Raw genomic sequence first — 26,948 nt, forward strand, 5'->3', positions numbered from 1 at the left:
GTTTTCCGGTTTTCCGGTTTTCCGGTTTTCCGGTTTTCCGGTTTTCCGGTTTTCCGGTTTTCCGGTTTTCCGGTTTTCCGGTTTTCCGGTTTTCCGGTTTTCCGGTTTTCCGGTTTTCCGGTGAAAACTGGCCCTACATCATTGTTTGTCAATATATTTTCGCAAGACACGCAGATCGCAATCTGGCGGCCGAGGTCTGCCCGGCGCTGCCTCAATCGCGGTAGCCGCGCCCCAGCCGGGCCGGGTCGGCACCGGCCAGAAAGCGGGCCTGGCGCCAGAGATTTGCGCCTCCCTGACGCAGCCATCCCCGGGCGAGGTAGCGCGCCGCGCCGGTCTCGGCCACCGCATCGAGCGGGCGCGCACGCGGCAGGCGGCGCATGAGCGCCATGTCTTCCATCAGCGGAATGTCGGGGTAACCGCCGCCGGCCTCGTAATCCGCGCGCGAGACGAGCAGCCCCTGATCGCCGAAGGGCATCGAGACGGCCCGCGCGCGCAGATTGGCCCAGCCCGCCACGAGGCGCGGCGCGAGGCCGGGGGCGGCGAAGCGCAGGCAAAAATAGCCCGGCGCCCCGCGCGCCATGCCCGCCTCCACCGCGCTGGTCCAGCCGGGGGCGAGCCGCGTATCGGCATGGAGCACAAGAAGCCAGCCGCCGCTGGTGGCCGCCACCCCCCGGCGCAATTGCCCACCGCGCCCGGCGGGGCCTTCGACCCAGATCGCACCCGCCGCCTGCGCGATGTCGCGGGTCGCGTCGACCGAGCCGCCATCGCTCACCACCAGTTCACGTACCAGCCCGGCCTCGACCCCGTCCATCAGCGCCGCGAGGCAGCCGGGCAGCACCGCCTCGGCGTTCAGCGTGGGGATCACGATCGACAACGGTGCGCGCATCCTGGCTTCTCTCCCGGCGATACAGGCCTATATAAGCGAGACAGGACCGAGGGGAAAACAAATGGGCGAAACGCATCCGAACCGCACGATCATCCGCGTCACCGGCGAGGAGCGCGAGAGCTTTCTGCAAGGTCTCGTCTCGAACAACGTGACCGGGATCGGCGCATTGTCCTACGCCGCGCTGCTGACGCCGCAGGGCAAGTATATCGCCGATTTCTTCCTGCTGCCGGAAGGCGACGGCATTTTGATCGACGTCCAGTCTGCGCTTGCCGGCGGGCTCGTCCAGAAGTTGAAAATGTATAAGTTGCGGGCGAAAGTTGAGCTTGAAATCACCAATAAATACGCGATTCGTGGTACTGGCGACAGACCCGAAGGCGCCCATGACGACCCCCGCCACCCTGCCCTTGGCTGGCGTCTTTACAGCGATACGCCCGGCGGTGACCCGGTGATCGACTGGGACGCGATCCGCGTTGCCCATTGCATACCCGAAACCGGGGTGGAGCTCGATGGCGATGCCTATATCCTCGAAGCCGGGTTCGATCGGCTGCATGGCGTCGATTTCCGCAAGGGCTGCTATGTCGGCCAGGAGGTCACCGCCCGGATGAAGCACAAGACAGCGCTGCGCAAGGGCTTCGTCACCGTCTCGGTCGAGGGCGATGCGGCGCCGGGCACGCCGGTGCTGACGGAGGACGGCAAAGAGGCCGGGCGGCTCACCACCGTGTCGGGCGGCAAGGCCATCGCCTATCTGCGCTTCGACCGGGCCACCGGCCCGATGCGGGCCGGTGGCGCCACGGTGACATGGACGCCCTGAGCGCTGCCTGCACCGCGCTGCTCGGCAGCGCCCCCCGCAGCATTGAGGCATTGCATGGCGGCGATCTCTCCGAGGTATCCCGCGTCGTCCTGCAGGATGGCCGCACGCTCGTCGCCAAGGCCGGGCCGCTGGTGGCGCGCGAGGGCCGGATGCTCGCGGCGATCCGCGCGGCAGGTGCGCCCGTGCCGGAACTCTTTGGAGAACAGGCGGGCATCCTTCTGATGGAAGCGCTCGACGCGGCGCCGGAAACACCGCGAAGCTGGCCACAATTCGGCGAGGATCTCGCCCGGCTGCACACCCATCGCGGCACGCAGAGCGGCTGGGCGGAAGACTACGCCTTCGGCACGGTGCCGATCGCCAATGCGCCGCTGGACGATTGGCCGCGGTTCTGGGCCGAGCGGCGGCTGCTGCCCTTCCTGCCGCATCTGCCGACCGCCCTCGCCCCCCGGCTGGAGCGTCTTTCCACCCGCCTCGCAGAGCGCCTGCCCGACACGGCCACCAGCCTGTTGCACGGCGATCTGTGGCGGGGCAACACGCTGGCGGGCCGCGGCGGGCGCATCCATCTGATCGACCCGGCGAGCTATTATGGCGATGGCGAGGTCGATCTGGCCATGCTGCACCTGTTCGGCGGCCCCGGCCCCGGCTTTACAGAAGGCTACGGCCCGCTCGCCCCCGGCTGGCAGGCGCGGCGGGCGGTCTATTCCCTGTTTCCCGCGCTCGTCCACCTGCGCCTGTTCGGCGAGGGCTACCGGGGCATGGTGGAGCGGTTTCTCACCAACGCCGGGGCTTGACCCGGGTTCGGTGCAAGAAACCAGCGCAACGAAAAAGGGCCCGGACCCCGGACCCTTTTCCAGATCTCAACATGACGTTGCGTCAGGCGCGCTCGCTGTATTCCATCGTTTCGGTATTGACCACGATCGCCTCGCCGGGGCCGACGAAGGGCGGCACCGTGACGCGCACGCCGTTATCGAGCACGGCCGGTTTGAAGCTGTTGGCGGCGGTCTGCCCCTTCACCACCGGCTCGGTCTCGGCGATGGTGCAGGTCACCTTCTGCGGCAGGGTCGCGCTCAGCGCCTCGTGCTCGTGGAACTCGACCACGATGGTCATGCCGTCCTGCAGGAAGGGGCGGCGGTCGCCGAGGATATCGGCGGGCAGCTCGACCTGATCGAAGGTCTCGGTGTCCATGAAGGTGAGCATGCCGTCGCTCTCGTAGAGAAACTGCATATCCTTCTGCTCAAGCCGCACACGCTCGACCTTGTCGGCGGAGCGGAAGCGTTCGTTGAGCTTGGAGCCGTTGCGCAGGTTTTTCATCTCGACCTGAGCGAAAGCACCGCCTTTGCCGGGCTTCACATGGTCGACTTTGACCGCGACCCAGAGGCCGTCATTATGCTCCAGCACGTTGCCGGGGCGGATTTCGTTACCGTTGATTTTGGGCATTGTGGCAAAACCGTGGCGAAAGGTTGATGTTGAATTGGCCGCACCTATATCTTGCCGGTTCGCCCCTGGCAAGCAGACCAGATATCGTGCCGCCACCGGCTCAGCCATGCACCTGGCGCATGGCAGTCATGCGTTCAGGGGGATACCGAATCGGCTGGGAAAGGCCATATTGGCCAGCACGCCCGAAAGCACAAGAGCAAGAAAAACGAAGGACGCAGAATGTTCGACACTGTAGACGGTACCGCGTTCAACCACGAACAGGGCAATCGCTCGCGCAAACTCTTCGCCGCCGTGGTTCTGGCCGCGCTGGACGATGCGATCGCGGATGACAAGAAATACGGCAACGGCCCCGACCAGATCGCCCGCTGGGCGCGCTCGCGCGATGGCCGTGAAGTTCTTTCCTGCGCCGGGATCGACCCGAACGAGCGCGTGGTGAAAGGGCTGATGGAATTCGTCTCGAAGGGGGTTCGCACCTCCGTCGCGCTGTCGCGCGAAGAGAGCGAGCGCCGTCATGCCGCCGAGGCTGCCGAAGCCGCCTGACCCTGTTCACAGGTTGTAAGAAAAGCGCGCCCCTCGCGGGCGCGTTTTTCTTTTGCGCCGCCGCCGGCGCGGCACGGTCACGCCCTGCCCTGACCGATGTCGTCCACCGCGCGCTTCAGCGCCAGGCGGTCGAGGCTCTCGACCGGCAGGCTGATGAAGGCGGTGATCCGGTTGCGCAGCATCCGGTATGCCTCGGAAAAGGCAAGCCGCCGCTCCGCCTCGTTGCCCGTTTCGATCACCGGATCGGGCAGGCCCCAATGCGCGGTGACCGGCTGACCGGGCCAGACCGGGCAAGGCTCCGCCGCCGCCTTGTCGCAGACGGTGAAAACGAAATCCATCTGCGGCGCTTCCGGCCCGGCGAACTCGTCCCAGCTTTTCGCCCGCAGGGCGCCAAGGTCATGGCCAAGCCCGCGCAGCAGATCGAGCGTATAGGGATGCGGCCCGCCGCGCGGGGTGGACCCCGCCGAATAGGCCCGGAACCGCCCTGCCCCCTCGGCGTTCAGGATCGCCTCGGCGATCAGCGAGCGCGCCGAATTGCCGGAGCACAGAAACAGCACGTTGCGGGCAGCGGGCATCAGGTAATCCTCCGTCGATGGCGCGCACAGCTCGGGCTGGCCGCCACAACAATCCTCGGTGAGATAGTCGATAAGCCCCCGCACCCCGCTCATATCGGCAACGTAGCGGTTGGCACGCCCCTCACGCTGCGCCACCACCAGCCCCGCCTGCGCCAGCACCGACAGCGCGACAGACATCGTGTTGTCGCGCACCCCGAGGCTCGCGGCGATCTCGCCCACATTCATCCCCTCCGGCCCCGCCTTCACCAGCAGGCGAAAGGCGTCGATCCGGGTTTGCTGACCGAGGGCGGCGAAGGCGGCGAGGGCATGATTCGTATCCATATCTCATCATTTATTGATATATTGATTTTCCGTCAATCGCCTTTCTCCCCCGCCGGCGCGGCGATAGGATCGCGCCGACGAGGGAGGCCCCATGGCACGATCCATCATGATCCAGGGCGCGGGCTCGAATGTGGGCAAATCGCTCATCGTCGCCGGGCTGGCGCGGGCCTATACGCTGCGGGGCCTCAGCGTGGCGCCGTTCAAGCCGCAGAACATGTCCAACAATGCCGCCGTCACCGCCGATGGCGGCGAAATCGGGCGGGCGCAGGCGCTGCAGGCGCGTGCCGCCCGGCGCGATCCGGTGGTGGACATGAACCCGGTACTGCTGAAACCCGAAACCGATACCGGCGCGCAGGTGATCGTGCAGGGCCAGCGCTTCGCCACGCTGAAGGCGCGCGACTACGGCAAGGCCAAGGCCGAACTACTGCCCCGGGTGATGGAGAGCTTCACCCGGCTGTCGCACAGCGCCGATCTGGTGCTGGTCGAGGGCGCGGGCAGCCCCGCCGAGATCAACCTGCGGGCGGGCGACATTGCCAATATGGGCTTTGCCGAGGCGGCGAATGTGCCCGTCGTGCTGGTGGGCGATATCGACCGGGGCGGCGTGATCGCCCAGCTCGTCGGCACCAATGCGATCCTGCCGGCGCAGGATCGTGACCGGATAAAAGCCTATATCGTCAACAAGTTCCGAGGCGATGTTACGCTCTTCAACGAGGGGCTGGGCGAGATTTCGCAGCGCACGGGCTGGCGGCCTCTGGGGGTTCTGCCATGGTTCTCCGAGGCGTGGAAGCTGCCCGCTGAAGATGTGATGGACCTTGCCCGCCCACGCCCCGGCGGGGCGTTCAGAGTGGCGGTGCCACGCCTCAGCCGGATCGCGAATTTTGACGATCTCGACCCGCTCGCCGCCGAACCGGGGGTGCAGGTGGAGATGATCGGGCCCGGACGCCCGCTGCCCGGCAACGCCGATCTGGTGCTGATCCCCGGCAGCAAGAACACCATGGCCGACCTTGCCGATTTCCGCCGTCAGGGCTGGGATATCGACCTCGCCGCCCATATGCGGCGCGGCGGGCATGTGCTGGGGATCTGCGGCGGCTACCAGATGCTCGGCGCCGAGATTGCCGACCCGGAAGGGATCGAGGGCGCGCCGGGCCATATGCCCGGGCTGGGGCTGCTCGACGTTGCCACGGTGCTGGAACCGGCCAAGACGCTGGCGCTCACCGCCGCCACCTACCTGCCGACCGGAGATGCGGTGGAAGGCTACGAAATCCACCTTGGCCGCACCGAGGGGCCGGACTGCGCCCGCGCCTGGCTGGGCCTGGGCGAGCGCCGAGACGGGGCCGCCAGCCCGGACGGGCGGATCATGGGCACCTATCTGCACGGACTGTTCGCCTCAGACGCCTTCCGCCGCGCCTTTCTTGCCCGGCTGGGCGCGCCGGTGTCGGATACCAGCTATGACGCGGGCGTGGAAGCCGCGCTGGATGCGCTCGCGGCGCATCTGGAGACACATCTGGACCTTGACGCGCTGCTGGCGCTGGCCTGACGGGATTACTCGAAATCCTGCAACGACAGCGCGCGGGCGATCTCGCGGCGGACCATACGGCGCACATTGAGCGTGATCCGCTCGCCGATGCTGCCCTGCAACTCCTCGCGCACCATCCGCGCCACCATCTCGCGCAAAGCCTCCTCGTCGATCACCGCTTCGACATCGGCATCGCTGAGCGCCGCCGGCGCGGGATCGTAGACATCTTCCCAGGCGTGATCCTCGCCCTCCGCGGCAATAGCCGCCGCGCCATCGTCGTCCTGCGCCGACCCGGGGGCGAGATCAAGGATTTCGGCGGTGGCCTCCGGTTCGGCTTCGGCCAGTTCCGGCTCCGGGGCCGCTTCGGCGGCAACCTCCTCCTCCGGGATGGCTTCAGCCGTAGCCTCCGGCTCCGGGATGGCTTCGGCAGCCGCCTCCGGCTCCGTCGGCACGGCGGCGGTGAAAGCGGCGATCTCGGCCCCCTCCTCCTCGTCCGCCGTCTGCGGGGCGATTTCCTCATCCGCTTCCAGCTCGATCATCGGCGCGTCGGGTACGGGGTCTTCGGCCTCGGTCGCCGGCTCTGGCGCCTCGGCCTCTGCGGCCTGCGCCACCGGCTCTGGCGCCTCGGCCTCTGCGGCCTGCACCACCGGCTCTGGCGCCTCGGCCTCTGCGGCCTGCGCCACCGGCTCCTCCTGCGCGGCCCCGGCTTCCGACTCAGCCTCGGCTTCCGCCGGTGCGCCGTGATGGTGGAAGACGAATTCGTCGGGGATCTCGTAGCCCAGCTCGCTGCCGTCCGGCTCGAACTCCGCCGCGCTCTGCGCCACGACCTCTTCAAGCTCCGCGATGCGCTGCTCCAGCGGGCTTTGGGCACGGCCCGCGCCGCCCTTGTCCGAGGCGCTGGCCTCGCCCTCGCTGGCGGCATCGACATTGGCCGCTTCGACCACATGCGCCACCGCTTCTTCCGGCGAAACCGCTGTATCCCCGGCATCCTCGGCCGGCGCTTCGGCCTCGTCCGTCTCGTCGACGCGGAAAGCCGGCGTCAGCACCAGCTTGCCCGTCTCCCCGGCGGGCGCCGCGTCGCGCCGCAACGCATTGGCGTTTTCCGAGACCAGCCGCCGGATCGACGAGAGCACATCTTCGATTTCCGCTTTCGATACCGGTTCGGACATATGCTCGACCTCTTTTCTTGGCTTGAAATGCAGAATAGCCAGCCCGCTGAGATCACACAACGGTCTGGCTAAGGAATCGTTACCGCAGCAGCGGGTTGGCGCGTTTATTTGCGGCCAAGAGCCTCCAGCATCGAATCGAGGCGTTCGCCCTGCGGGCTGATATCGAAAACCGGCGCACCCTTGACCGCGTTGTAATAGGCTTCCGGGTCATACGTGGCGATGCCGAGTTTGAGGTGCTCGACGGTCAGCAGGCCCATCGCCGACAGCAGGTTATATATCGCGAGATACTGGTTGGATTGCGCCGTGATCCGGTTGGCCTGCGCGTCGAGCAGATCCTGCTCGAAGGTCAGCACTTCCAGCGTGGTGCGCGCGCCCAGCGTCGCCTCTTCCCGCGCGCCGCGCAGGGCGACGGTGGAGGCGCGAATCTGCTGGTCGGTGGCCTGCAGGCTCGCGGTGGCCACCGCAAGCTGCGCCCAGGCATTGGCCACGCTCTGCTCGACCCCCTGCACCGAAACGTGCAGCGCCGCGCGCGAAGCCTCGACCTGCGCCCGCGCCTGGCGGTAGAGCGCCGACAGCCGGCCACCCTGATAGATCGGACCCGACACCGAGACGCCCACCGAGGCGGTGGTGTTATCGGGGCCGGAAACGAAGTTGCGCGCCACCGAGGTATTGGCCGTCACCGTGGGATACATGCCGCGCCGGGCGATCTCGGTGGAGATCTCCGCCACTTTCACAGAACGCTGCGCCGAGAGCACATCGGGGTGGCGGGTGCGGGCGAGCGATTTGGCCTCGTCGAGCGAACGGGCCGTCATCGGCGCCGCCGGCGGCACCTGCAGGCCGTTGGGGTAGTGCCCGACAGCGGCCTTGTATTCTTCACGCGCGATCATCAGCTGGCCCCGGGCCGCGGCCTCGGAGCTCCTGGCGGCGGCGAGCGCGGCCTCGGCGAGCGACACGTCGGTCTGGGTGATCTCGCCCACTTCGAAGCGATCGCGCGCGGCGCGCAGCTCTTCGGTGATCACGCGCACGTTGTTTGCCTGAAGCATCGCCGTTTCATGCGCCGAGCGCACGTCAAGGAAAGCGCTGACCGCGCGCAGCAATACCTGCTGTTCGACGCTGACAAGCGTGTCGCGCGCCATCATCACGTTTTCACGGGCGAGGTCGATATTGAGCTGCGAGCGGCCGAAATCGTAGATCGTCAGGCTGGACGAGAGCGTTGCCGCCGCGGTCGCGGCGGTGACGGTGGCGAGCGTGGTTTCGGTCATCCGCCAGTTGCCGCTGAGCGCGTAGTTGAAGGCCGGGCGAGTCGCCGCCACGGCGATGGCCACGCCTTCATCCTGGGCGCGCAGAAGCGCACGGCGCTGCTCAAGCAGGCCCGAGCTGCGATAGGCCGAAACGAGCGCGTCCGACAGCGTTTCCGCGGCGGCGGCGAGCGGCGCAAGGGCAAGGGCCGATGCAAGGGCCACCCCGACAATGGATCGTTTCAGTACACGCATTACGCTTCGTCCTTGTCCTGCCACGCGGCGTGGGCCGCTGTTATCGTTGTCGCCTAGAGCGCGAATTCCACGGTTTTCTCAAAGCCCGGCAGCACCGGCGCGGTGGCGTTGAAGCCGAACCGCCAGTCCAGGTGGCCATCGCGTTTGAAGCCTATACGCAGCGCGCCCGCCGATCCGTCGGTCAAAATCGCTGCAATCCGGCCGCCCTCCTTGAGCTGCGCCACCAGCGCGTCGGGCACAAGGTCGGCGGCGCCTTCGACCACGATCACGTCATAGGGCCCGTGCTTGTCGTCGCCCGCCGCGAGCGGCCCGGCGATCACCGCCACATTGTCGACCCCCGCCGCGCCCAGCCGGCGCTCGGCCTCGGCGACCAGCGCCTCGTCTTCCTCGCGGGCAACCACGAAATCGGCCATCCGCGCGATGATCGCGGCGGAATAGCCCAGGCCGCAGCCCAGATCGAGCACCAGCTCGTCGCTCTCGATCTCCAGCGCGTCCAGCATCTTGGCCAGCGTGCGCGGCTCAAGCATGACGCGCCCGCCATCCAGCGCCACCGGCGCATCGGCATAGGCGGCGGCGCGCAGCGCGTCGGGCACGAAATCCTCGCGCCGAACGGCGAGCATCGCCTCGATGATCGGATATTTCGTCACGTCCGACGGGCGCACCTGAGTGTCAACCATCATGGTCCGAAGGGCTTTGGAATCGCTCATTTTTGACCTTGCAATGTCGTATGTGCCTGCACGCAAAGCACACTTGCCACGTTTTCCACAGCCCCGCAACACCGCCCCGGCGGCATTTTCCAAGCTGCGACATCCCTGCGACAGCCCCTTGCACCGGCCCCGCCCATCCGCTACATCCCCCAAGGCTTCGGCGAGTTGGCGGAGTGGTTACGCAGCGGATTGCAAATCCGTGCACACCGGTTCGATTCCGGTACTCGCCTCCATCCTCCCCCCTCAACCATCCGCGTCCCCGCCGTTCACGGCGCCTCGGATGTTTCCGGGGGGCGGCGGAAGGCCAGGCGCATCTGCTTTTCGGTCTCGATCAGCGCGAAGAAGACGGCGCCCAGACCGATGATCATCAGCCCGTCGGTCAGCGGCACGTTTCGGGTGCCGAAAATGCCCTGGAGCACCGGCAGATAGGTGATGAGCATCTGCGCCGCGATCACGAAGCCCACCGCGCCCCAGATCACCGGGGTCGCGCGCACCGCCGCCCAGGTGAGCGAGGTGCCGTAGATGTTGCGGATGAAGAACAGGTGGAATATCTCCAGCACCACCAGCATATTCATCGCCATCGTTTGCGCCAGCGCCTGATCGTAGCCCTTGCCCGTGGCATAGGCATAGACGCCGAATACCATGCCAAGAAACAGCCCCGAGACCAGCACGATATGCCAGACCAGGCCGCCGGTCAGCAGCGGTTCGTTGCGCGGGCGCGGCGGGCGGCGCATCGTGCCCGCCTCGGTCGGCTCGAAGGCCAGCGCCACGCCAAGGGTGACGGCGGTGATGAGGTTGACCCAGAGGATCTGCACCGCCGTGATCGGCAGCGCCATGCCGGCAAACAGCGCGACGACGATGGTCATCGCCTCGCCTGCATTGGTCGGCAGGGTCCAGCTGATCACCTTCTTGATGTTGTCGTAGACTGTGCGCCCCTCGCGCACGGCGGCGACGATGGAGGCGAAATTGTCGTCGGCCAGCACCAGCTCGGCCGCTTCCTTCGCCGCCTCGCTGCCCTTCTGGCCCATGGCGATGCCGGCATCGGCGCGCTTGAGCGCCGGGCCGTCGTTCACGCCATCGCCCGTCATCGCCACGGTCAGCCCGCGCGCCTGCAGCGCCTCGACCAGCCGGAGCTTGTGGGCGGGCGAGGTGCGGGCGAAGATGTCGGTCGACAGCACCGCCTCGGCGAGATCGCCGGCATCCATCGCCTCGATCTCGGTGCCGGTCAATACGCGCTCGGTATTGTCGAGCCCGATCCGCGCGGCGATGGCGCGGGCGGTGGCGGCATGGTCGCCGGTGATCATCTTCACCCGGATCCCGGCCCGGTGGCATTCGGCCACCGCTTCGATCGCCTCGGCGCGCGGCGGGTCGATCAGCCCGATCAGGCCGATCAGCGTGAGCGTGCCGTCGAGATCGGTGGTGCTGAGCGCGGCATGGCCGCCCGGCACCGCGCGCGCCGCAACCGCGATCACCCGCTGGCCCTCGGCAGCGAGGGTGTCGACCATTTCGTGCCAGTGACCGGCATCCAGCGGCTCGGTGCCGCCATCGGCGCTGCGCTGGTCGCGGCAGAGCGCGAGCACCGCCTCGGGCGCCCCTTTCACGTGGATGCGCGCCGCGCCGTCTTCATCGTGGTGCAGCACAGCCATGTAGCGATGCGCCGCATCGAAGGGGATCGCATCGTCGCGGCACCAGCTCTGGAACGGCTCAGCCCCGTCGCCGGTGATCTTGCCCGCAAGCGCGATGAGCGCGCCCTCCATCGGGTCGCCCTCGACATGCCAGTCATCGCCCCGGATATGCAGGACGGAATCGTTGCACAACGCCGCGGCGCGGGAGAATTCGACCAGCACCCGGTGCTCCGCCGGGTCGGCATCGGCCTCGGCCAGCCGCACCGCGCCCTCGGGGGCATAGCCGTTGCCGCCGACCGAATAGACATGCCCGGCGGCGGCGAGCGAGGCCACCATCATCTCGTTGCGGGTGAGCGTGCCGGTCTTGTCGGAGCAGATCACCGAAACCGAGCCCAGCGTTTCGATCGCGGGCAGGCGGCGGACGATGGCGTTGCGCCGGGCCATGGCCTGCACCCCCACCGCGAGGGTGATGGTGAGCACCGCCGGCAGGCCCTCGGGGATCGCCGCGACCGACAGGCCGACCACCGCCATGAACAGAGCGCCGAACTCCATCCGGCCCACGAAATAGCCATAGGCAAGCAGGATCGCGGCGAGGATCAGGATGAAGGCGGTGAGCCAGCGGGCGAAGCTGTCCATCTGGCGCACCAGCGGCGTCGTCAGGGTCTCGACGCCGGCCATCAGGCCGCTGATCCGGCCGATCTCGGTTTCGGCGCCGGTCTGCACGACCACGCCCCGCCCGGTGCCCGCCGCGATCAGCGTGCCGGAAAACAGCATCGAGCCGCGCTCGCCCAGGCTCAGGTTTTCTTCCACGGCGGCCACGGATTTATCCACCGGCACCGATTCTCCGGTCAGGATCGCTTCGACGGCAGAGAGGCCACGGGCCTCGATCAGCCGCAGATCGGCGGGCACGCGGTCGCCCGCCTCCACCAGCACGATATCGCCGGGCACCAGATCGGCGGCGTCGACGCTGATCCGCCGGCCATCGCGCAGCACGGCGGAATGCGGTGCGAGCATCCCCCGGATCGCGGCCATCGCCTGCTCGGCGCGACCCTCCTGGATGAATCCGATCACCGCGTTGACCACCACCACGGCGAGGATCACGCCGGTGTCGATCCAGTGCCCGAGTGCGGCGGTCACGCCAGACGCGGCGATCAGCACGTAGATCAGCAGGTTGTGAAACTGGGCGAGAAAGCGCCAGACCGGGCTTTTCGGGGGCGCTTCGGGCAGGCTGTTGGGGCCATGCTGCGCCAACCGGGCGGCGGCTTCAGCCGAACTGAGCCCTGCCGCCCCGGTGTCCAGCGCCGACAGAACCTCAGCCGATGCAACCGCATGAAACGCGAGGGGCGCCCTTGTGTCTTTCATCTCGATCGGTCCTTTTCCCGGCCCCGGGCGCAACACACCCTGCCCGGGAACCGGCAGGGCGCGGCCCGGCTGTGTTCATACCCAATATGTGGGGGGAAGAGGGCCGGTTTTCCAGACGATCGCCGCCGGTTTCGGGCCGGTTTCGGTCAGGTATCGGCGATACAGATCTGGCGCTGTTCGCCCAGCCCCTCGACCCCGAGCGTCACCACATCGCCGGGGCGCAGATAGCGCGGCGGGGTCTTGCCCATGCCCACGCCCGGAGGCGTGCCGGTAGAGATCACGTCGCCCGGCTCCAGCGTGAAGAACTGGCTGAGATAGGAGATCAGGAAGGGCACCTTGTAGACCATCGTGGCGGTGGAGCCGCTTTGCATCCGTTCGCCGTTCACGTCGAGCCACATCGCCAGCGCGTTCGGGTCGGCAATCTCGTCGGGGGTGACGAGCCAGGGGCCGATCGGGCCGAAATTGTCGGACGACTTGCCCTTCGACCATTGCCCCGACCGCTCGATCTGGAACGCCCGTTCGCTCACGTCATTGGCGATGAAATAACCCGCGACATGGCGCAGCGCCTCGTCTTCCGCGATGTATTTGCCACGTGTGCCGATCACGAAGGCAAGCTCCACCTCCCAATCGGTCTTTTCCGAGCCGCGCGGGATCACGATCGGATCGTCCGGGCCGCAGACGGCGGAGCTGTACTTGGCGAAGGTCACCGGCTCGGGCGGCACCTGCATTCCGGATTCGGCGGCGTGATCGGCGTAATTGAGGCCGATGCAGATGAACTTGCCGACATTGCCGACGCAGGCGCCGATGCGCGGGCTGCCCTCGACGCGGGGCAGGCTTTCAGGGTCGAGGGCGGCCAGATCGCCCAGCCGGGTCAGCACCTCACCCGCGATATCGCCGACATGGCCCGACAGATCGCGGATCTGCCCGGCGGCATCGAGCATCCCCGGCTTTTCGGCGCCGCGCTCGCCATAGCGGATGAATTTCATGCTGTTCTCCCTCACAAACCGGGCAGACCCTCGCGCCCGCCCTGCCGGGTGTCAAGCCGGCCCGCCGCCTCAGCCGCGCGCGGCGCGCGCCGGGCCTGCGCAGCCGATCACGGCGGCGGTGTCGGTGACGGCAAAGATTTCGTCGAGCAGGTAATTGCCCTTCACCAGATCTTCCAGCGTGACCAGATCCATCTCGCGGTAGAAGGCGTCGAGCGCGCGGCGGATGGCGTTGCGCAACCGGCAGGCGCGCACCAGCGGGCAGGTGTTATTGTCGAGCGAAAAGCATTCCGTAAAGGGCACATCGGCCTCGAAGATACGAAACACCTCGCCGATATTGATCGCGCGGGCCGGCCGGGCCAGCTTCACCCCGCCCATCCGCCCGCGCGTGGCATGGACGAAACCGTGCGCGTTGAGGTGGTGGACGACTTGCGCAAGGTGGTTGGCCGAGGAATTGCAGGCATGGGCGATCTCGGCCGAGCGCGACAACTGCCCGTCATGGACGGCGCAATACATCAGCGCGCGGATGGCAAGATTGGTCCGGGTGGTCAGGCGCACGAAAGCTCTCGAAAGTCGGCTACGGTTTGCGACAAAGAATCACGGTTGCCTGACCGTGTATCTGATCTAGATCAGTCGGGGCACCGAATTTGGCCCGGTAAACACGCATCTTTGATGTGGAATAAGCGCGAACAGGAACGGATCGCTTTGGCGAAGCAGACAAAACCGGCCATGGCGCGGCTACTTGCCCCGGTCAGCCGCCCGCTCGCCCGCGCCTCGGCGCTGGCGGCGGGGCAGAACCTGTTGTGGCTGGTGCAGGCCTGGGCGGTGGCTGCCGGGATCGCCGGGCTGCTCACCCCGCCCGCCGCGCTTTCGCCCGCGCAGGCGGCGCTGATCTTTCTCGCCACCGGCATCCTGCGGGCCGCGCTGAGCTATATCGCCGACGGGATGCTGTTTCGTGCCGCGGACAGCGTCGTCGCACCTCACCCTGTTCGTGATGCTGGTCGTGACGCTGATCTTCATGCCGCTCATCCTTCTCTACACCGCCTGGGTCTACAAGGTGCTGTGGGGCAAGGTGACCGAGGATGACGTGATCGCCGAAAACGGCCAGATGTATTGAGATAAGGAGACATCCATGTGGTATTTTGCCTGGCTTCTCGGCCTGCCCCTCGCCGCCGGCCTCGCCGTCGTCAACGCGATGTGGCTTGAGCTTCAGGAAGACGAACGCCTGATCGGCGAGCGCAATTCCCGGCAGGACTGACCCCCTGCCGAGATACCGGCCCCGCGGCGCGTCACGTCCCTTCGCGCCGCGGGGTTTTCTTTGACCTTGGCCCGGCGTCACGCAATCGTTGCATGGCCGGGCTATGGGGAGCGGAATGGAAACCTTCGAGCGATATGCCGTCTATTACGCGCCCGAGCCGGGGCCGCTCGCCAGCTTTGCCGCGGGCTGGCTCGGCTGGGATCCGGCCAGTGGCACCTGCCCCGAGCCTGTTGCAGTCGAGGGGCTGCCCCGCCCGCGCGCGGCGCTGACCGAAGAGCCGCGCCGCTACGGCTTTCACGGCACCCTCAAGCCGCCCTTCCGCCTCGCCGCCGGATCGTCGCGCGCGGCGCTGGAGGATGACCTTGCCGGGCTCGCCACCGGGCTGGCTGCGGCCGGCGCCGACGGGCTGGCGCTGACGCGGATCGGCGGCTTTCTCGCCCTCACGCCCGACGGCGACAGCCGCGCCATTGCCCGCGTCGCGGCTGAGGTGGTGGCGGGGCTCGACCGCCACCGCGCGCCCGCGCCGCCCGAAGAGATCGCCCGCCGCCGCGCCACCGGGCTCAGCCCCCGGCAAGAGGCGCATCTGGCGCATTGGGGCTATCCTTACGTGATGGACGAGTTTCGCTTTCACCTCACCCTCACCGGCAAGCTCGCGCCGGACGAGGCCGGGGCGGTGGAAGCGGCACTCGCGCCGCATCTGGCGCCACTCCTGCCCCGCCCGTTCCGGCTGGCCGATCTGTGCCTGTTCGGAGAGGATGCCGAGCGGCGCTTTCACCTGATCGCGCGCTTCCCGCTCACCGGCTGACCCTTGCGACCGAATGGCCGATTGCCAGCGATGCGCCGCCACCCGTAAGCTCCATCCCAGCTGATGTGATTGCGGAGCCACGCGCCCCATGCACAAGACCAGGGCCAGGCGAAACGGGTTCGGAGTGCACGCTCTCGTCCGCACCGTGGCGCTGTTCGCGATGGCCGTGCAGGTGCTGTTCTACGCCGACCACATCGGCGCCGTCGCAGCCAGGTCGACCGGCAATGCCGGCCTCGACGCGCGGCTCGGGATCCTCGAAATCTGCACCGGCAACGGGATCGAGCTGATCGGTCCCGATGGCCAGCCGGTGCCGCAGGATCACGATTGCCCGATCTGCGAAAACGCCTCCGTCATGGCCTTTGGCGAGCCGGCGGCGATGCCCAGCCCCGATTTTCCCTTCGTCACTTTCGCGGTGGTCTGGGCCCTGCCGCTCGGCGCGCATATGGCCGAGATGCGCTTTCCCGGCGAACAGCCGATCCGCGCACCACCGCCCTTCTCCCTTGCCTGATCCATAGGATCACACCTTTTCGTCCCGGCTCCCCGCCCGGACCCGAACCGGGTTGGGGAGCCATTCGGGACGGCCTCAACAAACGGATCGAGCCGCCTGCCGCGCCACTGTTGCGCGCCGTGGCGCTGTATCCGGACAATACCACAAGGGACATATCCATGAATCGCCGCGATTTCATCCTCACCGCCTCGACCGGCGCGCTCGCCGCCGGGGCTGCCTCCGCCCAGGACCAGATGCAGATGCCCAGGGACTGGACCGCCGAAAACGGCCTTGCCCGCTTCCTCAAGGTCGATACCGCCCCGCTCGAAAACGAGTTCGAGAAATACCCCCGCTGCCCCTATTGCGGCATGATGCGCCAGCAATGGAGCCACACCCGCCACCTGATCGTCTATGACGACGACACGGTCGATGGCACCTGCTCGATCCGTTGCGCCGCGATCAGCCTGTCGCTCAACATGGATCGCGGGCCGCGCACGATCTACGCGGGCGATGCGGGCGCCGAAGCCGAGGTGAAGCCGCTCGCCGACACCGAGGCGATGAGCTATGTCATCAACCCCGCCAAGATGGGCACGATGAGCCCGGTCTCGAAATGGGCCTATGCCGATCCGGCCAGGGCGGAAGCCGCCGCCGCCGAAGCCGAGGGCACGCAGATCGTGGGCTTCGACGACGCCCTGCGCCTCGCCTTCGCCTCGATGGCCGAAGACACGATCGGCATCCGCAAACGCCGCGCCGAGCGCCGCGCCCGCGCGGCCTCCGGCAACTGAGCGACAGCCGCCCCGTGCCCCGCGCGCGGGGCGGCCCCTGCGAGGACGACACCATGTGCGATCACCACGCCCCCCGCCCCGCTTTCCGAGCGGATCGCCGCCGCCTGCTGGCAACCCTCCCCGCCGCCGCGCTGCTCGCCGGGCTGGGTTTGCCCCCCGCCCACGCCGATGCCGGCCCGGTCGAGCTGCCCCGCCCCGGCCCGCGCGACACCTGCCCGGTCTGCGGCATGTTCGTTGCCCAATATCCCGAATGGGTGGCCACCGTGCTGTGGAACGATGGCGAAGCGGCGCATTTCGACGGCGCGAAGGACTTCTTCAAATACCTCGCGGATCTGGAGAAATACGCCCCCGGCCGCACCACGGACCAGATCGCCGGGATGGGCGTGACGGAATATTACGGCCTCACGCTCGTCGATGCCCGCCACGCGCAATATGTGATCGGCTCGGACGTTTACGGGCCGATGGGCCACGAGCTGGTGCCGATGATGACCGATGTGGACGCGACGGATTTCATGCGCGACCACAGCGGCAAGCGGCGGCTGCGCTTTGGCGAGGTTGATTTGCCGTTGCTCACCGGCCTGGACGAAGGGCGGTTCGAATGAGCCGGGCGGGCGGGATACGGCGCAGCACGCTGGTATTCGCGCTGATCGGCGCGGGCGTGGCGGCGTTGGCGGGCGAGGCGCTGCATGCGCGGCTCTCGCGCGGGGCCGAGACGGCGCGGATGGCGGCTTCGGCCACGCTGGTGCGCCGGGCCGGGCTGACCGATCTCGCCCTGTTCACCGAGGCCCGCTACACCCGCCACCCCGCTCTGGCAGACCTGCACACCCCGTTTCAGGATAACCCGATGGCGTTCGAGCATTTCCCCTCCGGCACCTTCGCGCCCCGGCCCGAGAGCTTCGGCAGCGGGCGGCTCGGCTTCTCACCCGAGGAGGTGGCGCAATGACCCGCTGGTGGCGTCGGCAGCGGGCGCTGGCCGATTTCACGCTCGCGGCTCTCGCCCGCCGGCGGGTGAAGAATATCGGCCTCGTGGCGATCTATGCGCTGGTGGTGTTCGTCGTCGCCTCGGCGATGTTCTTTTCCACCGCTCTGAAGCGCGAGGCGGGGCTGGTGCTGGCCGATGCGCCCGAACTGATCGTGCAGGAGCTGCGCATGGGCCGCCACGAGATGATCGGCGCCGACGCCATCGGGGCGCTCGCGGGCATCCGCGGCGTGACCCGCGTGACGGGCCGGCTCTGGGGCTATTTCTACGACAGCGTGAACGGCGCGAATTACACGATGATGGTGCCGGACGATCCCGCCCTCGCGCCCGGCCCCGGCGAAGCGGTGATCGGCGAGGGCATCCCGCGTGCTCGCGGTCTCGCCTGGGACACGGCGCCGCTCTTTCTCAGCCGCCACAGCGGCGACTTGCAGAAATTCGAGGTGACGGGCCGCCTCCCCACCGGCTCGGCTCTGGTCTCGTCCGACCTGATCCTGCTCGACGAGGCCGATTTCCGCGCCTTCTTCGATCTGCCCGAAGGGATCTATACCGACATCGCGGTCAGCATCCGCAACAGCCGCGAGATCGACACCATCGTGACCAAGGCCGAACGGCTGATGCCCAGCGCCCGCTTCGTCACCCGCGACGACATTTCGCGCACCTATGAAAAGATCTTCTCCTGGCGTGAAGGGGTGATGGTGGCGCTGGCCGGGGCGGCTCTGCTCGCCTTCGCCATCTTCGCCGCCGAGAAGGCCTCGGGCCTGTCGGCGGAAGAGGCGCGCGAGATCGGGATTCTCAAGGCGATCGGCTGGAACAGTTCCGACGTGATCGCGATGAAGCTCTGGGAGGGCGGTCTGGTTTCCGCCGGGGCCTTCCTGCTCGGCACTGTCACGGCCTATCTGCATGTTTTCCTGTTCAGCGCCGCGCTGTTTGCGCCGATGCTCAAGGGCTGGGCGGTGATCTACCCCGATTTCGCCCTCGCCCCGCAGATCGACGCGCTGCAGCTCACCACGCTCTTTTTGCTCACCACCCTGCCCTATATCGCCGCCACGCTCGTGCCGATCTGGCGCGCGGCCTCGGCCGACCCCGACCAGATCATGCGCTGAGGCTGCCCGATGATTTCACTTTCCTCCGTCACCAAGCTTTACAATGAAGGCCGCCCCAACGGGGTGCGGGCGGTCGACAACGTAAGCCTCGATATCGGGGCCGACGCGGTAACCGTGCTCAAGGGCCCCTCCGGCTCGGGCAAGACGACGCTCCTGTCGCTGATCGGCTGCATGGCGCGGCCCAGCGCGGGGCGGGTGATGATCGACGGCCGGATGGTTTCGGGCCTGCCGGAAAGCTTTCTCACCGAAGAGCGGCGCAGCACCTTCGGCTTCGTCTTCCAGCGGTTCAACCTCATTCGCGGGCTGACGGTGCTGGAAAACGTGATGCTGCCCGCCGCGCCGCTTGGCCCCGACCCGCAGGCGCTGGCAGAGGCCGCGCGCGACCGGATCGCCGCTTTGGGGCTGGCGGACAAGGCCGATACCCCGGTCGAGCATCTGTCGGGCGGCGAAACCCAGCGCGCCGCCATCGCCCGGGCGCTGATCAACGATGCCCCGGTGCTGATCGCCGACGAACCCACCGCCAACCTCGACACCGACCTCACCCACCGCTTTCTCGATATCGTCGCCGATCTGCGCGCCGAGGGGCGCACGGTGATCATGACCAGCCACGACCCGCGCATCTGGCAATCCGATCTCGTCAATGCAGTGATCGAGATGCAGGACGGGCGGGTGACCGGGGCTTTCGCATGATCCTGCAAACCCCGATCCTCGCCCTCCTGCTCGTCGCGGCACTGGCCAGCGCGGTGGCGCTGTGGTCGGGCTGGTTCGCGCTCCGCGTGCTGCGCCAGTGGGACATTGCCAGCGGCACGCGGGCGCAGCTCCGCCTCGAACGCTCGACGCAGCTCGTCTCCACGCTCTTCGGCTTCGTGATGCTGGCCGAGATCGCCGCGCTCCTGCTCTTCGTCTTCAATGCCGACCGGATGGCGGCGCTGTTTGTCGGCGCAATGTGTGCGGTGGGCACGCTGAACGTAAACGCCTACGGCTTCCCGGCGCTCTATCTCAAGATCGCCGTATTCTTCGCCGCGGCCGCCTGGCTGATGCTCGACCGCGCCGACCGCGCCGGGCGTGACTACCCGCTGACCAAGGTGAAATACGCCGCCCTCCTCGCCATCGTGCCGCTCATCCTCGCCAGCGCAGGCACCGAGCTGGCCTATTTTCTCGGGCTGGAGACCGATGTGATCACCTCCTGCTGCTCAAAGCTGTTCACCCCGGTCAACGAAGGGATCGCGGCGGAGATGACCGGCCTCGCGCCGGGCGCGGCGCTCTGGCTGCTGGCGGGCGCGGGCTTTGCCGTGGCGGCGACCGGCGGGCTGAGCCTCGCCACCGGGCGGGGGCACGGCTGGTTCGCGCTCGGGGGCGCGGTGTTCTTCGCCGCCGCGCTCGCCGCCATCGTCTCGGTGATCTCGCTCTATATCTACGACCACCCGAACCACCATTGCCCCTTCTGCATCCTCAAACCGGAATTCAACTATTTCGGCTATGCGCTCTACATCCCGCTCTTCAGCGGCACCGCGCTGGCGCTGGGGGCCGGGCTGGTGAGCGCCTTCGGGCGGGCCGAAAGCCTCGCGCCCGTGCTGCCCGCGATGCTCCGGCGGCAGGTGACCGGCGCACTGATCGCCTTTGCGCTGTTCGGCCTCGCGGTGATCTGGGCCATCGCCCGCTCGCAGCTGATCCTGTTCGGCTGAGCCGGCTCATGACGCCATCGCACGGGCGCGGTGCGGTGGCGCATCCGCACCCACGGCAAGCGGCAAAATCCGCCCATGCGGCCCGGCCCCGGCGAATTGCTGTTTCCGCCCCGCGCGTTTCGCTCTACTCTGACTGACAGGACCAGACAGACGGGCACGGCGGCCTCGCGCCGCGCCGGGATGCTTTCGGTCGATGGGGGAAATTCCGGGCGTTCAGCGGCGCATTTCGCCGTGCCCCGGTTCACAGGCACATCGACCGGCAGCACCGGCGCGCCAGTACGCGGTTGGCGGCAGAAGACCTGCGGATTCTGGGCCGCCCGAAACGTTGCTGGTGCCAATCGGAGCAGGCCATGATGCGCGCGAACAGGTTGACGACGGCGATGGGCTTTCTCGCCGCCCTGGCGCTCAGCGCGGCAGCGGCACCGGCCTTCGACCGGCTCGATTTCGCGGTCGGGGGCGACGATGCGCGCGTTGCCGCCGCGCTCGAAAGCGCCTCGCTCCTCGCCACCCAGCAGGGCGACCCCGATACCGACCCGCGCGACGTGCTCGCCGCCGCCCGCGCCGATTATGGCCGCCTGCTCAATGCGCTCTATTCCGAGGGTCATTATGGCGGCGTGATCCACATCCTCGTCGACGGGCAGGAAGCCGCCGGGATTTCGCCCTTCGCCGCGCCTGCGCGTATCGGGCGGGTGCAGGTGAACGTGACGCCGGGGCCGAAATTCCGCTTCGACAAGGCCGAGATCCTGCCGCTGGCGCCGGGCACCAGCCCGGCCACCGACTTCCGCTCCGGCGCCATTGCCCGCTCAACGGCAATCCAGGGCGCCGTTTCCACCGCCGTCGAGGATTGGCGCGACGCGGGCCGGGCCAAGGCGGCGGTGACCAGCCAGAGCATCACCGCCGATCACCGCGACGCGACGCTTGACGCCCAGGTGGGCCTGACCCCCGGCCCGATCGTGCGGTTCGGCAATCTCGTCCAGCTTACGCCCTCGGCGGTGCGCGCCGAGCGGATCGCCCGCATCGCCGGGCTGAGAACCGGCCTGATCTTCTCGCCCGCAAGGCTCGCTCTCGTGGCCGAGCGGCTGCGGCGCACCGGCGCCTTCTCGTCGGTCTCGCTGACCGAGGCCGAGGTGCTCGGCCCCGGCAACAGGATGGATATTGCCCTTTCCGTAGCCGACGAAAAGCCGCGCCGCTTCGGCTTCGGGGTGGAGTTGCAATCGCTCGACGGCCTTGCCGTCTCGGGCTACTGGCTGCACCGCAACCTGCTTGGCGGGGCCGAGCGGCTGCGGATCGACGCCGAGATTTCCGGCATCGACGGCACCTTGCCGGGCATGGATGCCACCCTCGCCGCCCGGCTCGACATCCCCGCCGCCTTCGGCACCGATACCGACGCCTTCGTCACCCTCGACGCCGAATATACCGACGACCCGGCCTTCAGGCTCTATCAGGGCGGCGGCAGTTTCGGCGTGCATCGCCGGTTTTCCGCCCGGCTCGATGGCGAGCTGGGGCTGGCCTACCATTACGCGATCTACCGCGACGATCTTGGCACCCGGCGCTTTTCGCTGGTCTCCGCCCCCGGCACGCTCACCTGGGACGGGCGCAATTCGCAGCTCGATCCGAGCACGGGCCTTTACCTCAATGCCGATCTGGAGCCGTTTCACGATATATCCAGCGGCATCACCGGCGCGCGCGCCTGGCTCGACGGACGGGCCTATTACGGGCTGGCGGAAGACAGGTTCGTTTTCGCCGGCCGTGTGCTCGTCGGCAGCGTGATCGGCGCGGATGCCACGGCTGTGCCGCCGGATTATCTGTTCTTCTCGGGCGGCGGCGGCACGGTCAGGGGCTTTCCCTATCAGTCGCTCGGGATCGACATCGGCGGCGGCGACACGATTGGCGGGCGGGCCTTTCTGGGTGCATCGGGCGAGCTGCGCTACCGGGTAAGCGACACGATCGGCCTGGTGGGCTTTGCCGATATCGGCACGCTCGGCGCGGCCAGTTTCCTCGATGGCGGCGGCGGCACCCAGATCGGCGCGGGGGTGGGCCTGCGCTACTATACCGGCCTCGGCCCGATCCGGCTCGACGTGGCGCTGCCCGTCTCCGGCCCCGGCGCGGACGGGGCGCAGCTTTACCTCGGCATCGGGCAATCGTTTTGAGACCGCTGCGCGCCCTTCTCCTCGCGCTCGCCGCGCTGATCGCCCTGCCGCTTCTGGCGCAGGACAGTGAAACGGACGACAAGACCTTCCTCGAAAACTGGCTTGAAAAGAACCTCTCCGCCGCCGGGCGCGACGTGCAGGTGACGGGCTTTGCCGGTGCGCTCTCGTCGCATGCAACGATGGAGCGGCTGACCATTGCCGATGACGAGGGCGTCTGGCTGACGCTCACCGGGGCCGAACTGGACTGGACACGCTCGGCGCTGCTCACCGGGCGGCTGGCCATCGACGCGCTCAGCGCCGACACGATCGAGATCAGCCGCCGCCCGGTGGCCGTGTCGGACGGGCCGCAGGCGGAAGTGTCGGATTTCGCGCTGCCGGAATTGCCGGTCTCGATCAATATCGGCGCGATCAGCGCGGCCCGCGTGGTGCTGGGCGCACCGGTTCTGGGGGTGGCGGCGGAGCTGTCGCTCGACGGGGCGGGTTGGCTCGATGGCGGCGCGGGCGAGGCGCAGATGGCGCTCACCCGTATCGACGGGGCCGAGGGGCGCTTTACCATCGACGCTGCTTATTCAAACAACGACAAGGTGTTATCGCTCGATCTTGATCTGACCGAAGGGGCGAATGGGATCGTCGCCACGCTCACCGGCCTGCCCGGCGGGCCGCCGCTGGCGCTCACCCTCGCGGGCACCGGCCCGGTCGACGCATTCGACGCCGATCTGACGCTGGCGACCGACGGGGCCGACCGGCTTGCAGGCAACCTCACGCTGGCGCGCGGCACCCCGGCGGCGGGGGCCGAGGCGGCCAGCGCGCCGCTTGGCTTCCACGCCGATCTGGCGGGCGACCCGAGCCCGCTCTTCGCGCAGGAATACCGCGCCTTTTTCGGCACCGATGTGCAGCTCACGGTGGACGGGCAGCGCGAGGCCGATGGGCGGCTCATGCTGTCGGGCTTCGAGATCGCCACCGATGCGCTGGACCTTACCGGCAGCGCGGTGATCGGGGCGAATGGCTGGCCCGAGCGCGCCGCACTCACCGGCACAATCGCCGCCGAAGACGGCGCGCCGGTGCTCCTGCCGATGAGCGGGCCGCAGACCCGGCTCACGCGGGCCGAGATCAGCTTCGACTATGACAGCGCTACGGGCGACGAATGGCGCGCGCGGCTGGCGCTGCTCAACCTCGCCCGCCCCGGGATCGGGATTGCCTCCATCGCCCTCGGCGCGGGCGGCACGCTGGAGCCGGGCGGCACCGGGGCGCTCCCCAACCTCGCAGGCCGCGCGGCGATCCGGGCAAGCGGGATCGTGGCCGACGATCCGCAGGGCGCCGGGATGCTGGGCGAAAGCCTCGCGGGCAGCCTCAACTTTTCCCGCAGCACCAACGCACCGCTCGCCCTCACCGATATCGCCCTCAGCGGCCCCGATTACGGCCTCACCGGCGCGCTGACTCTGGATACCGACTGGGACAAGCTCGACCTCATCGCAAGTGGCGATGTCACGCTGACGGCAGGCGATCTGGCGCGCTTCGCCCCGGCCACCGGCCAGGCCCTGACCGGCGCGGCGAACCTGCGGCTGACCGGCGAGATGGCCCTGCCCGGCGGCCCGTTCGACGTGGAAATCGCGGGCACGGCGCAGGATCTGGGCATCGGCATCGCCGAGCTTGACCGGCTCTTTGCCGGGGCCTCCAGCCTCAGCCTCGCCGCCATGCGCGACGAGACCGGCACGAAGATCGAGCGGCTCGCCATCGAGGCGCCCGGCGCGCGCGCCGAGGCCAGCGGGCTGCTCACCTCCGAAGACAGCCGGATCGAGGCAATGCTCGATCTGCCGGACGCCACGCTGGTGGCGGACGAACTGGAGGGTGCGCTGCACCTGCAAGGCACGGCGCAGCAGACGGGCGAGGTCTGGGCGGTCGAACTTGCCGGCGAGGCGCCGGGCGATGCGGTACTGGACTTCACCGGCAACATCGAGCTTGGCCCGGATGGCCCCGGCACGATCGAGGGCGAGGCCAGCGGCGAGATTGCCCGGCTCGCAGTCTATTCCGGCCTTGTGGGGCGCGGCATGACGGGCGGGGCCAAGCTGTCGCTCTCGGGCAGCTACGACGTGCCGACGGGCGCCTTCGACCTCACCGGCGAGGCCAGGGGGCGCGATCTGGGCTTCGGCCTTGGCACGCTGGACAGCCTGATCGACGGCGCCAGCCGGGCCAGCTTCGCGCTCCGGCAGGATGCCGGGGGCACGCTGTTCATCGACACTTTCGAGCTGACCACGCCCGACCTTGCCGCCAGCGCCACCGGCACGGCGGCGGGTGGCCTGCCCCGGATCGAGGCCAGCGCCCGGCTCAACGATCTTGCCATGCTGGTGCCCGGCCTGCCCGGCGCCTTCACCGCAAACGGCACCGCCACGCTGGGCGACAATGGCTGGCAGATCGGCGCCGAGGGCACCGGCCCCGGCGGCACCACGCTGCGCGCCAGCGGCACCCTCGCCGCCGACGGCGCGCGGGGCGATCTGGCGCTGTCGGGCCGCGCGCCGCTGGCGCTGGCCAACGGCTTCATCGCGCCGCGTCAGCTTTCGGGCATGGCGGCCTACGATCTCAGGCTGACCGGCCCGCTGGCGCTCGCCTCGCTCAGCGGTACCGTCACCACCGAAGCTGCCCGCGCCTCGCTGCCCACGTTCCGCATCGCCTTCGATCCGGTCCGCGCCACTGTGCAAATCGCCGGCGGCCGCGCCACGCTGGACGTGACCGCGCGCTCCTCCACCACCGGGCGGGTGACGGTGACCGGCCCGGTGGCACTCAGCGCCCCCTACCCGGCCGACCTCGCCATCGCCTTCCGCAATCTCAGCCTGACCGACCCGAGCCTTTATGACATACGCAGCCGGGGCCAGATCACGCTCAGCGGCCCGCTCACCGGCGGGGCCATGATCGCGGGCAATGTGGAGTTGCTGAATGTCGAACTGCAGATCCCCGAGACCGGCTTTGGCGCCGATGGCAGCCTTGAGGGGCTGCAACATGTCGGCGAGCCCGCCGATGTGCGTGCCACCCGGGCGCGGGCGGGCCAGCTTGGCGGCGGTGGCGGCGGCAGTGGCGGCGCCGTCTATGGCCTCGATCTCACCGTCTCGGCGCCCAATGCGGTGTTCATCCGCGGGCGCGGGCTGGATGCAGAGCTTGGCGGCAGCCTGCGCCTTGGCGGCAGCACCGCCAATGTGATCGCCGAGGGCGGGTTCAGCCTGATCCGCGGGCGGCTCGATCTGCTCGGCAACCGTCTGGTGCTGAAAGAGGGCACCGCCAGCCTGCAGGGCAACCTCGACCCGAACCTGCATTTCCTCGCCGAAACTCAGGCCGAGGACGTGACGGTGCGGATCGCGCTCGACGGGCGCGCCTCCGACCCGAGCGTCACCTTCACCTCCTCGCCCGATCTGCCGGAAGACGAGATTCTCGCCCGGCTGGTCTTTGGCCGCGGCCTCGACGAAATCTCGGCGTTTCAGGCGCTCAAGCTTGCCTCGGCCATCGCCACGCTCTCGGGCAAGGGCGGCGCGGGCACGATCGGGCGGCTGCGCGAGGGGTTCGGACTGGACGATCTCGACGTCACCACCGACGAGAACGGAGAGCTGGCGGTGAGGGCGGGCACCTATATTTCGGACAATATCTACACCGATGTGACGGTGGGGGCCGAAGGACAGGCCGAGATCAACCTCAACCTCACGCTCACGCCCAACATCACCGCCAAGGGCAGCGTGTCGTCCGATGGCAATACCGGGATCGGGATCTTTTTCGAGAAGGATTACTGAGGCGCGCGGGGTGTCATCGGACCGGCCTTCCGTACCGCGACAGCGGCGGGGCGCAGCCCATCCGCTGGAGCGGCCGAATTGCCGATCCGGACACTATCGACACTCGTCAAACACCACGGCGCGATTCGCACGCCGCAGCGCATAATTGCGCTATCGGCTCAAAATACAATCTCAGGATGCGATAAATTTCACCCGCGAAACACCTTTGGAGCGCCCGGTTGACGGCGGTCAATGCACCAGGCGCGGATTCGTGCAACAATATTGCATCGTCAGGAGGAGCGGAGGCCGAAGACGGACCCCGCCCGATGGTCGCAAGGCCGGGCGACGGGCAATTATGGATCGGTCCGAGCGATGAATTCTGGCGAGCGGGATCGCCCCGACCGGGCGGAGCGCTCTTGGGGAGACCTACAGAGTGGACGCAGGCCGGGGCGACCGCCGTAAGCTGCGGGAGCGCTTCACACAGATACCAATCCGGACAATGAGGCCAGATCGCAGCCC

At 68.3% G+C, this 26,948-nt stretch carries 26 protein-coding genes, 1 tRNA gene and 1 pseudogene; 18 read left to right on the forward strand and 10 right to left on the reverse strand.

Annotation, left to right across the window (positions count from 1 at the left end; all coding sequences use genetic code 11):
- On the forward strand, positions 1-224 hold a 224-nt coding region (locus tag QMG28_RS17180), incomplete at its 5' end, for a hypothetical protein (protein WP_281843551.1).
- Here QMG28_RS17180 and QMG28_RS17185 read toward each other — a convergent pair.
- The gene (locus tag QMG28_RS17185; protein ID WP_281843552.1) at positions 212-886 is read right to left on the reverse strand and encodes a glycosyltransferase; all 675 of its coding nucleotides are present in this window, start codon (positions 884-886) and stop codon (positions 212-214) included. The genes QMG28_RS17180 and QMG28_RS17185 overlap by 13 nt on opposite strands.
- Before the next feature lie 61 nt (positions 887-947).
- Between QMG28_RS17185 and ygfZ the strand changes: the two genes are divergently transcribed.
- Both ygfZ and QMG28_RS17195 read left to right on the forward strand, forming a co-directional pair.
- A complete protein-coding gene (gene ygfZ, locus QMG28_RS17190) occupies positions 948-1,697 on the forward strand; it encodes a CAF17-like 4Fe-4S cluster assembly/insertion protein YgfZ (protein ID WP_281843553.1) in 750 nt (249 codons plus the stop codon).
- Positions 1,685-2,488: a fructosamine kinase family protein gene (locus QMG28_RS17195; protein ID WP_281843554.1), complete on the forward strand. Its 804-nt coding sequence runs from the start codon at positions 1,685-1,687 to the stop codon at positions 2,486-2,488. Before ygfZ ends, QMG28_RS17195 begins: the two co-directional genes overlap by 13 nt.
- Before the next feature lie 82 nt (positions 2,489-2,570).
- Here the strand turns inward: QMG28_RS17195 and efp are convergent, their stop codons facing one another.
- Complete coding sequence (gene efp, locus QMG28_RS17200; protein ID WP_281843555.1) at positions 2,571-3,134, reverse strand: elongation factor P; 564 nt, start codon at positions 3,132-3,134, stop codon at positions 2,571-2,573.
- A 219-nt stretch (positions 3,135-3,353) separates the two neighbouring features.
- On the opposite strand from efp, the gene QMG28_RS17205 reads away from it, so the two are divergent.
- Positions 3,354-3,674 carry a DUF6280 family protein gene (locus QMG28_RS17205; protein WP_281843556.1) on the forward strand — a complete coding sequence of 107 codons (321 nt, stop codon included), beginning with the start codon at positions 3,354-3,356 and terminating at the stop codon, positions 3,672-3,674.
- A gap of 77 nt (positions 3,675-3,751) precedes the next feature.
- Here the strand turns inward: QMG28_RS17205 and QMG28_RS17210 are convergent, their stop codons facing one another.
- A complete protein-coding gene (locus tag QMG28_RS17210; protein WP_281843557.1) occupies positions 3,752-4,570 on the reverse strand; it encodes an arsenate reductase/protein-tyrosine-phosphatase family protein in 819 nt (272 codons plus the stop codon).
- Between the two features lie 91 nt (positions 4,571-4,661).
- Between QMG28_RS17210 and QMG28_RS17215 the strand changes: the two genes are divergently transcribed.
- Positions 4,662-6,107 (forward strand): cobyric acid synthase, encoded by a 1,446-nt coding sequence (locus tag QMG28_RS17215; protein WP_281843558.1) that lies wholly within the window; start codon positions 4,662-4,664, stop codon positions 6,105-6,107.
- 5 nt (positions 6,108-6,112) lie between these two features.
- Here the strand turns inward: QMG28_RS17215 and QMG28_RS17220 are convergent, their stop codons facing one another.
- The 3 genes from QMG28_RS17220 to QMG28_RS17230 form a co-directional block, all read right to left on the reverse strand.
- Positions 6,113-7,255 (reverse strand): hypothetical protein, encoded by a 1,143-nt coding sequence (locus tag QMG28_RS17220; protein ID WP_281843559.1) that lies wholly within the window; start codon positions 7,253-7,255, stop codon positions 6,113-6,115.
- A gap of 104 nt (positions 7,256-7,359) precedes the next feature.
- Positions 7,360-8,748: a TolC family outer membrane protein gene (locus QMG28_RS17225; RefSeq protein WP_281843560.1), complete on the reverse strand. Its 1,389-nt coding sequence runs from the start codon at positions 8,746-8,748 to the stop codon at positions 7,360-7,362.
- Positions 8,749-8,801: 53 nt separating this feature from the next.
- A complete protein-coding gene (locus tag QMG28_RS17230) occupies positions 8,802-9,455 on the reverse strand; it encodes a protein-L-isoaspartate O-methyltransferase family protein (protein WP_281843561.1) in 654 nt (217 codons plus the stop codon).
- Between the two features lie 159 nt (positions 9,456-9,614).
- On the opposite strand from QMG28_RS17230, the gene QMG28_RS17235 reads away from it, so the two are divergent.
- Positions 9,615-9,688, forward strand: a tRNA-Cys gene (locus QMG28_RS17235).
- A 33-nt stretch (positions 9,689-9,721) separates the two neighbouring features.
- On the opposite strand, the gene QMG28_RS17240 is transcribed toward QMG28_RS17235, so the two are convergent.
- The 4 genes from QMG28_RS17240 to QMG28_RS17255 form a co-directional block, all read right to left on the reverse strand.
- Positions 9,722-12,442, reverse strand: a complete 2,721-nt coding sequence (locus tag QMG28_RS17240; RefSeq protein ID WP_281843562.1) for an HAD-IC family P-type ATPase — start codon at positions 12,440-12,442, stop codon at positions 9,722-9,724.
- A gap of 146 nt (positions 12,443-12,588) precedes the next feature.
- A complete protein-coding gene (locus tag QMG28_RS17245; RefSeq protein WP_281843563.1) occupies positions 12,589-13,428 on the reverse strand; it encodes a fumarylacetoacetate hydrolase family protein in 840 nt (279 codons plus the stop codon).
- A 69-nt stretch (positions 13,429-13,497) separates the two neighbouring features.
- Entirely contained in the window at positions 13,498-13,983 is a 486-nt protein-coding gene (locus QMG28_RS17250) for an RrF2 family transcriptional regulator (RefSeq protein ID WP_281843564.1), read from the reverse strand.
- Positions 13,984-14,054: 71 nt separating this feature from the next.
- Positions 14,055-14,336: a hypothetical protein gene (locus tag QMG28_RS17255; protein WP_281843565.1), complete on the reverse strand. Its 282-nt coding sequence runs from the start codon at positions 14,334-14,336 to the stop codon at positions 14,055-14,057.
- 53 nt (positions 14,337-14,389) lie between these two features.
- Between QMG28_RS17255 and QMG28_RS17260 the strand changes: the two are divergent.
- From QMG28_RS17260 to QMG28_RS17315, 12 genes and pseudogenes are all read left to right on the forward strand, one after another.
- Positions 14,390-14,542 (forward strand): annotated as a pseudogene (locus QMG28_RS17260) (cytochrome d ubiquinol oxidase subunit II); the annotation flags it as partial.
- Positions 14,543-14,557: 15 nt separating this feature from the next.
- Positions 14,558-14,683, forward strand: a complete 126-nt coding sequence (cydX, locus tag QMG28_RS17265) for a cytochrome bd-I oxidase subunit CydX (RefSeq protein ID WP_281843566.1) — start codon at positions 14,558-14,560, stop codon at positions 14,681-14,683.
- 115 nt (positions 14,684-14,798) lie between these two features.
- A complete protein-coding gene (locus QMG28_RS17270; protein WP_281843567.1) occupies positions 14,799-15,488 on the forward strand; it encodes a DUF1045 domain-containing protein in 690 nt (229 codons plus the stop codon).
- Between the two features lie 124 nt (positions 15,489-15,612).
- Positions 15,613-15,996, forward strand: a complete 384-nt coding sequence (locus QMG28_RS17275; protein ID WP_281843568.1) for a DUF2946 family protein — start codon at positions 15,613-15,615, stop codon at positions 15,994-15,996.
- Positions 15,997-16,154: 158 nt separating this feature from the next.
- Positions 16,155-16,760, forward strand: a complete 606-nt coding sequence (locus tag QMG28_RS17280; RefSeq protein WP_281843569.1) for a nitrous oxide reductase accessory protein NosL — start codon at positions 16,155-16,157, stop codon at positions 16,758-16,760.
- A gap of 53 nt (positions 16,761-16,813) precedes the next feature.
- Positions 16,814-17,362, forward strand: a complete 549-nt coding sequence (locus QMG28_RS17285; RefSeq protein WP_281843570.1) for a nitrous oxide reductase accessory protein NosL — start codon at positions 16,814-16,816, stop codon at positions 17,360-17,362.
- Positions 17,359-17,703 carry a hypothetical protein gene (locus tag QMG28_RS17290; RefSeq protein ID WP_281843571.1) on the forward strand — a complete coding sequence of 115 codons (345 nt, stop codon included), beginning with the start codon at positions 17,359-17,361 and terminating at the stop codon, positions 17,701-17,703. The genes QMG28_RS17285 and QMG28_RS17290 overlap by 4 nt, the downstream gene beginning before the upstream one ends.
- Complete coding sequence (locus tag QMG28_RS17295; RefSeq protein WP_281843572.1) at positions 17,700-18,842, forward strand: ABC transporter permease; 1,143 nt, start codon at positions 17,700-17,702, stop codon at positions 18,840-18,842. The genes QMG28_RS17290 and QMG28_RS17295 overlap by 4 nt, the downstream gene beginning before the upstream one ends.
- A gap of 9 nt (positions 18,843-18,851) precedes the next feature.
- Entirely contained in the window at positions 18,852-19,532 is a 681-nt protein-coding gene (locus QMG28_RS17300) for an ABC transporter ATP-binding protein (protein ID WP_281843573.1), read from the forward strand.
- Complete coding sequence (locus QMG28_RS17305; RefSeq protein WP_281843574.1) at positions 19,529-20,527, forward strand: hypothetical protein; 999 nt, start codon at positions 19,529-19,531, stop codon at positions 20,525-20,527. The genes QMG28_RS17300 and QMG28_RS17305 overlap by 4 nt, the downstream gene beginning before the upstream one ends.
- Before the next feature lie 350 nt (positions 20,528-20,877).
- The gene (locus QMG28_RS17310) at positions 20,878-22,677 is read left to right on the forward strand and encodes an autotransporter assembly complex protein TamA (protein ID WP_281843575.1); all 1,800 of its coding nucleotides are present in this window, start codon (positions 20,878-20,880) and stop codon (positions 22,675-22,677) included.
- Entirely contained in the window at positions 22,674-26,450 is a 3,777-nt protein-coding gene (locus QMG28_RS17315) for a translocation/assembly module TamB domain-containing protein (RefSeq protein ID WP_281843576.1), read from the forward strand. The genes QMG28_RS17310 and QMG28_RS17315 overlap by 4 nt, the downstream gene beginning before the upstream one ends.
- Positions 26,451-26,948 lie beyond the last annotated feature (498 nt).

Source organism: Sinisalibacter aestuarii (assembly GCF_027923545.1).
In the GTDB taxonomy this organism is placed as follows: domain Bacteria; phylum Pseudomonadota; class Alphaproteobacteria; order Rhodobacterales; family Rhodobacteraceae; genus Sinisalibacter; species Sinisalibacter aestuarii.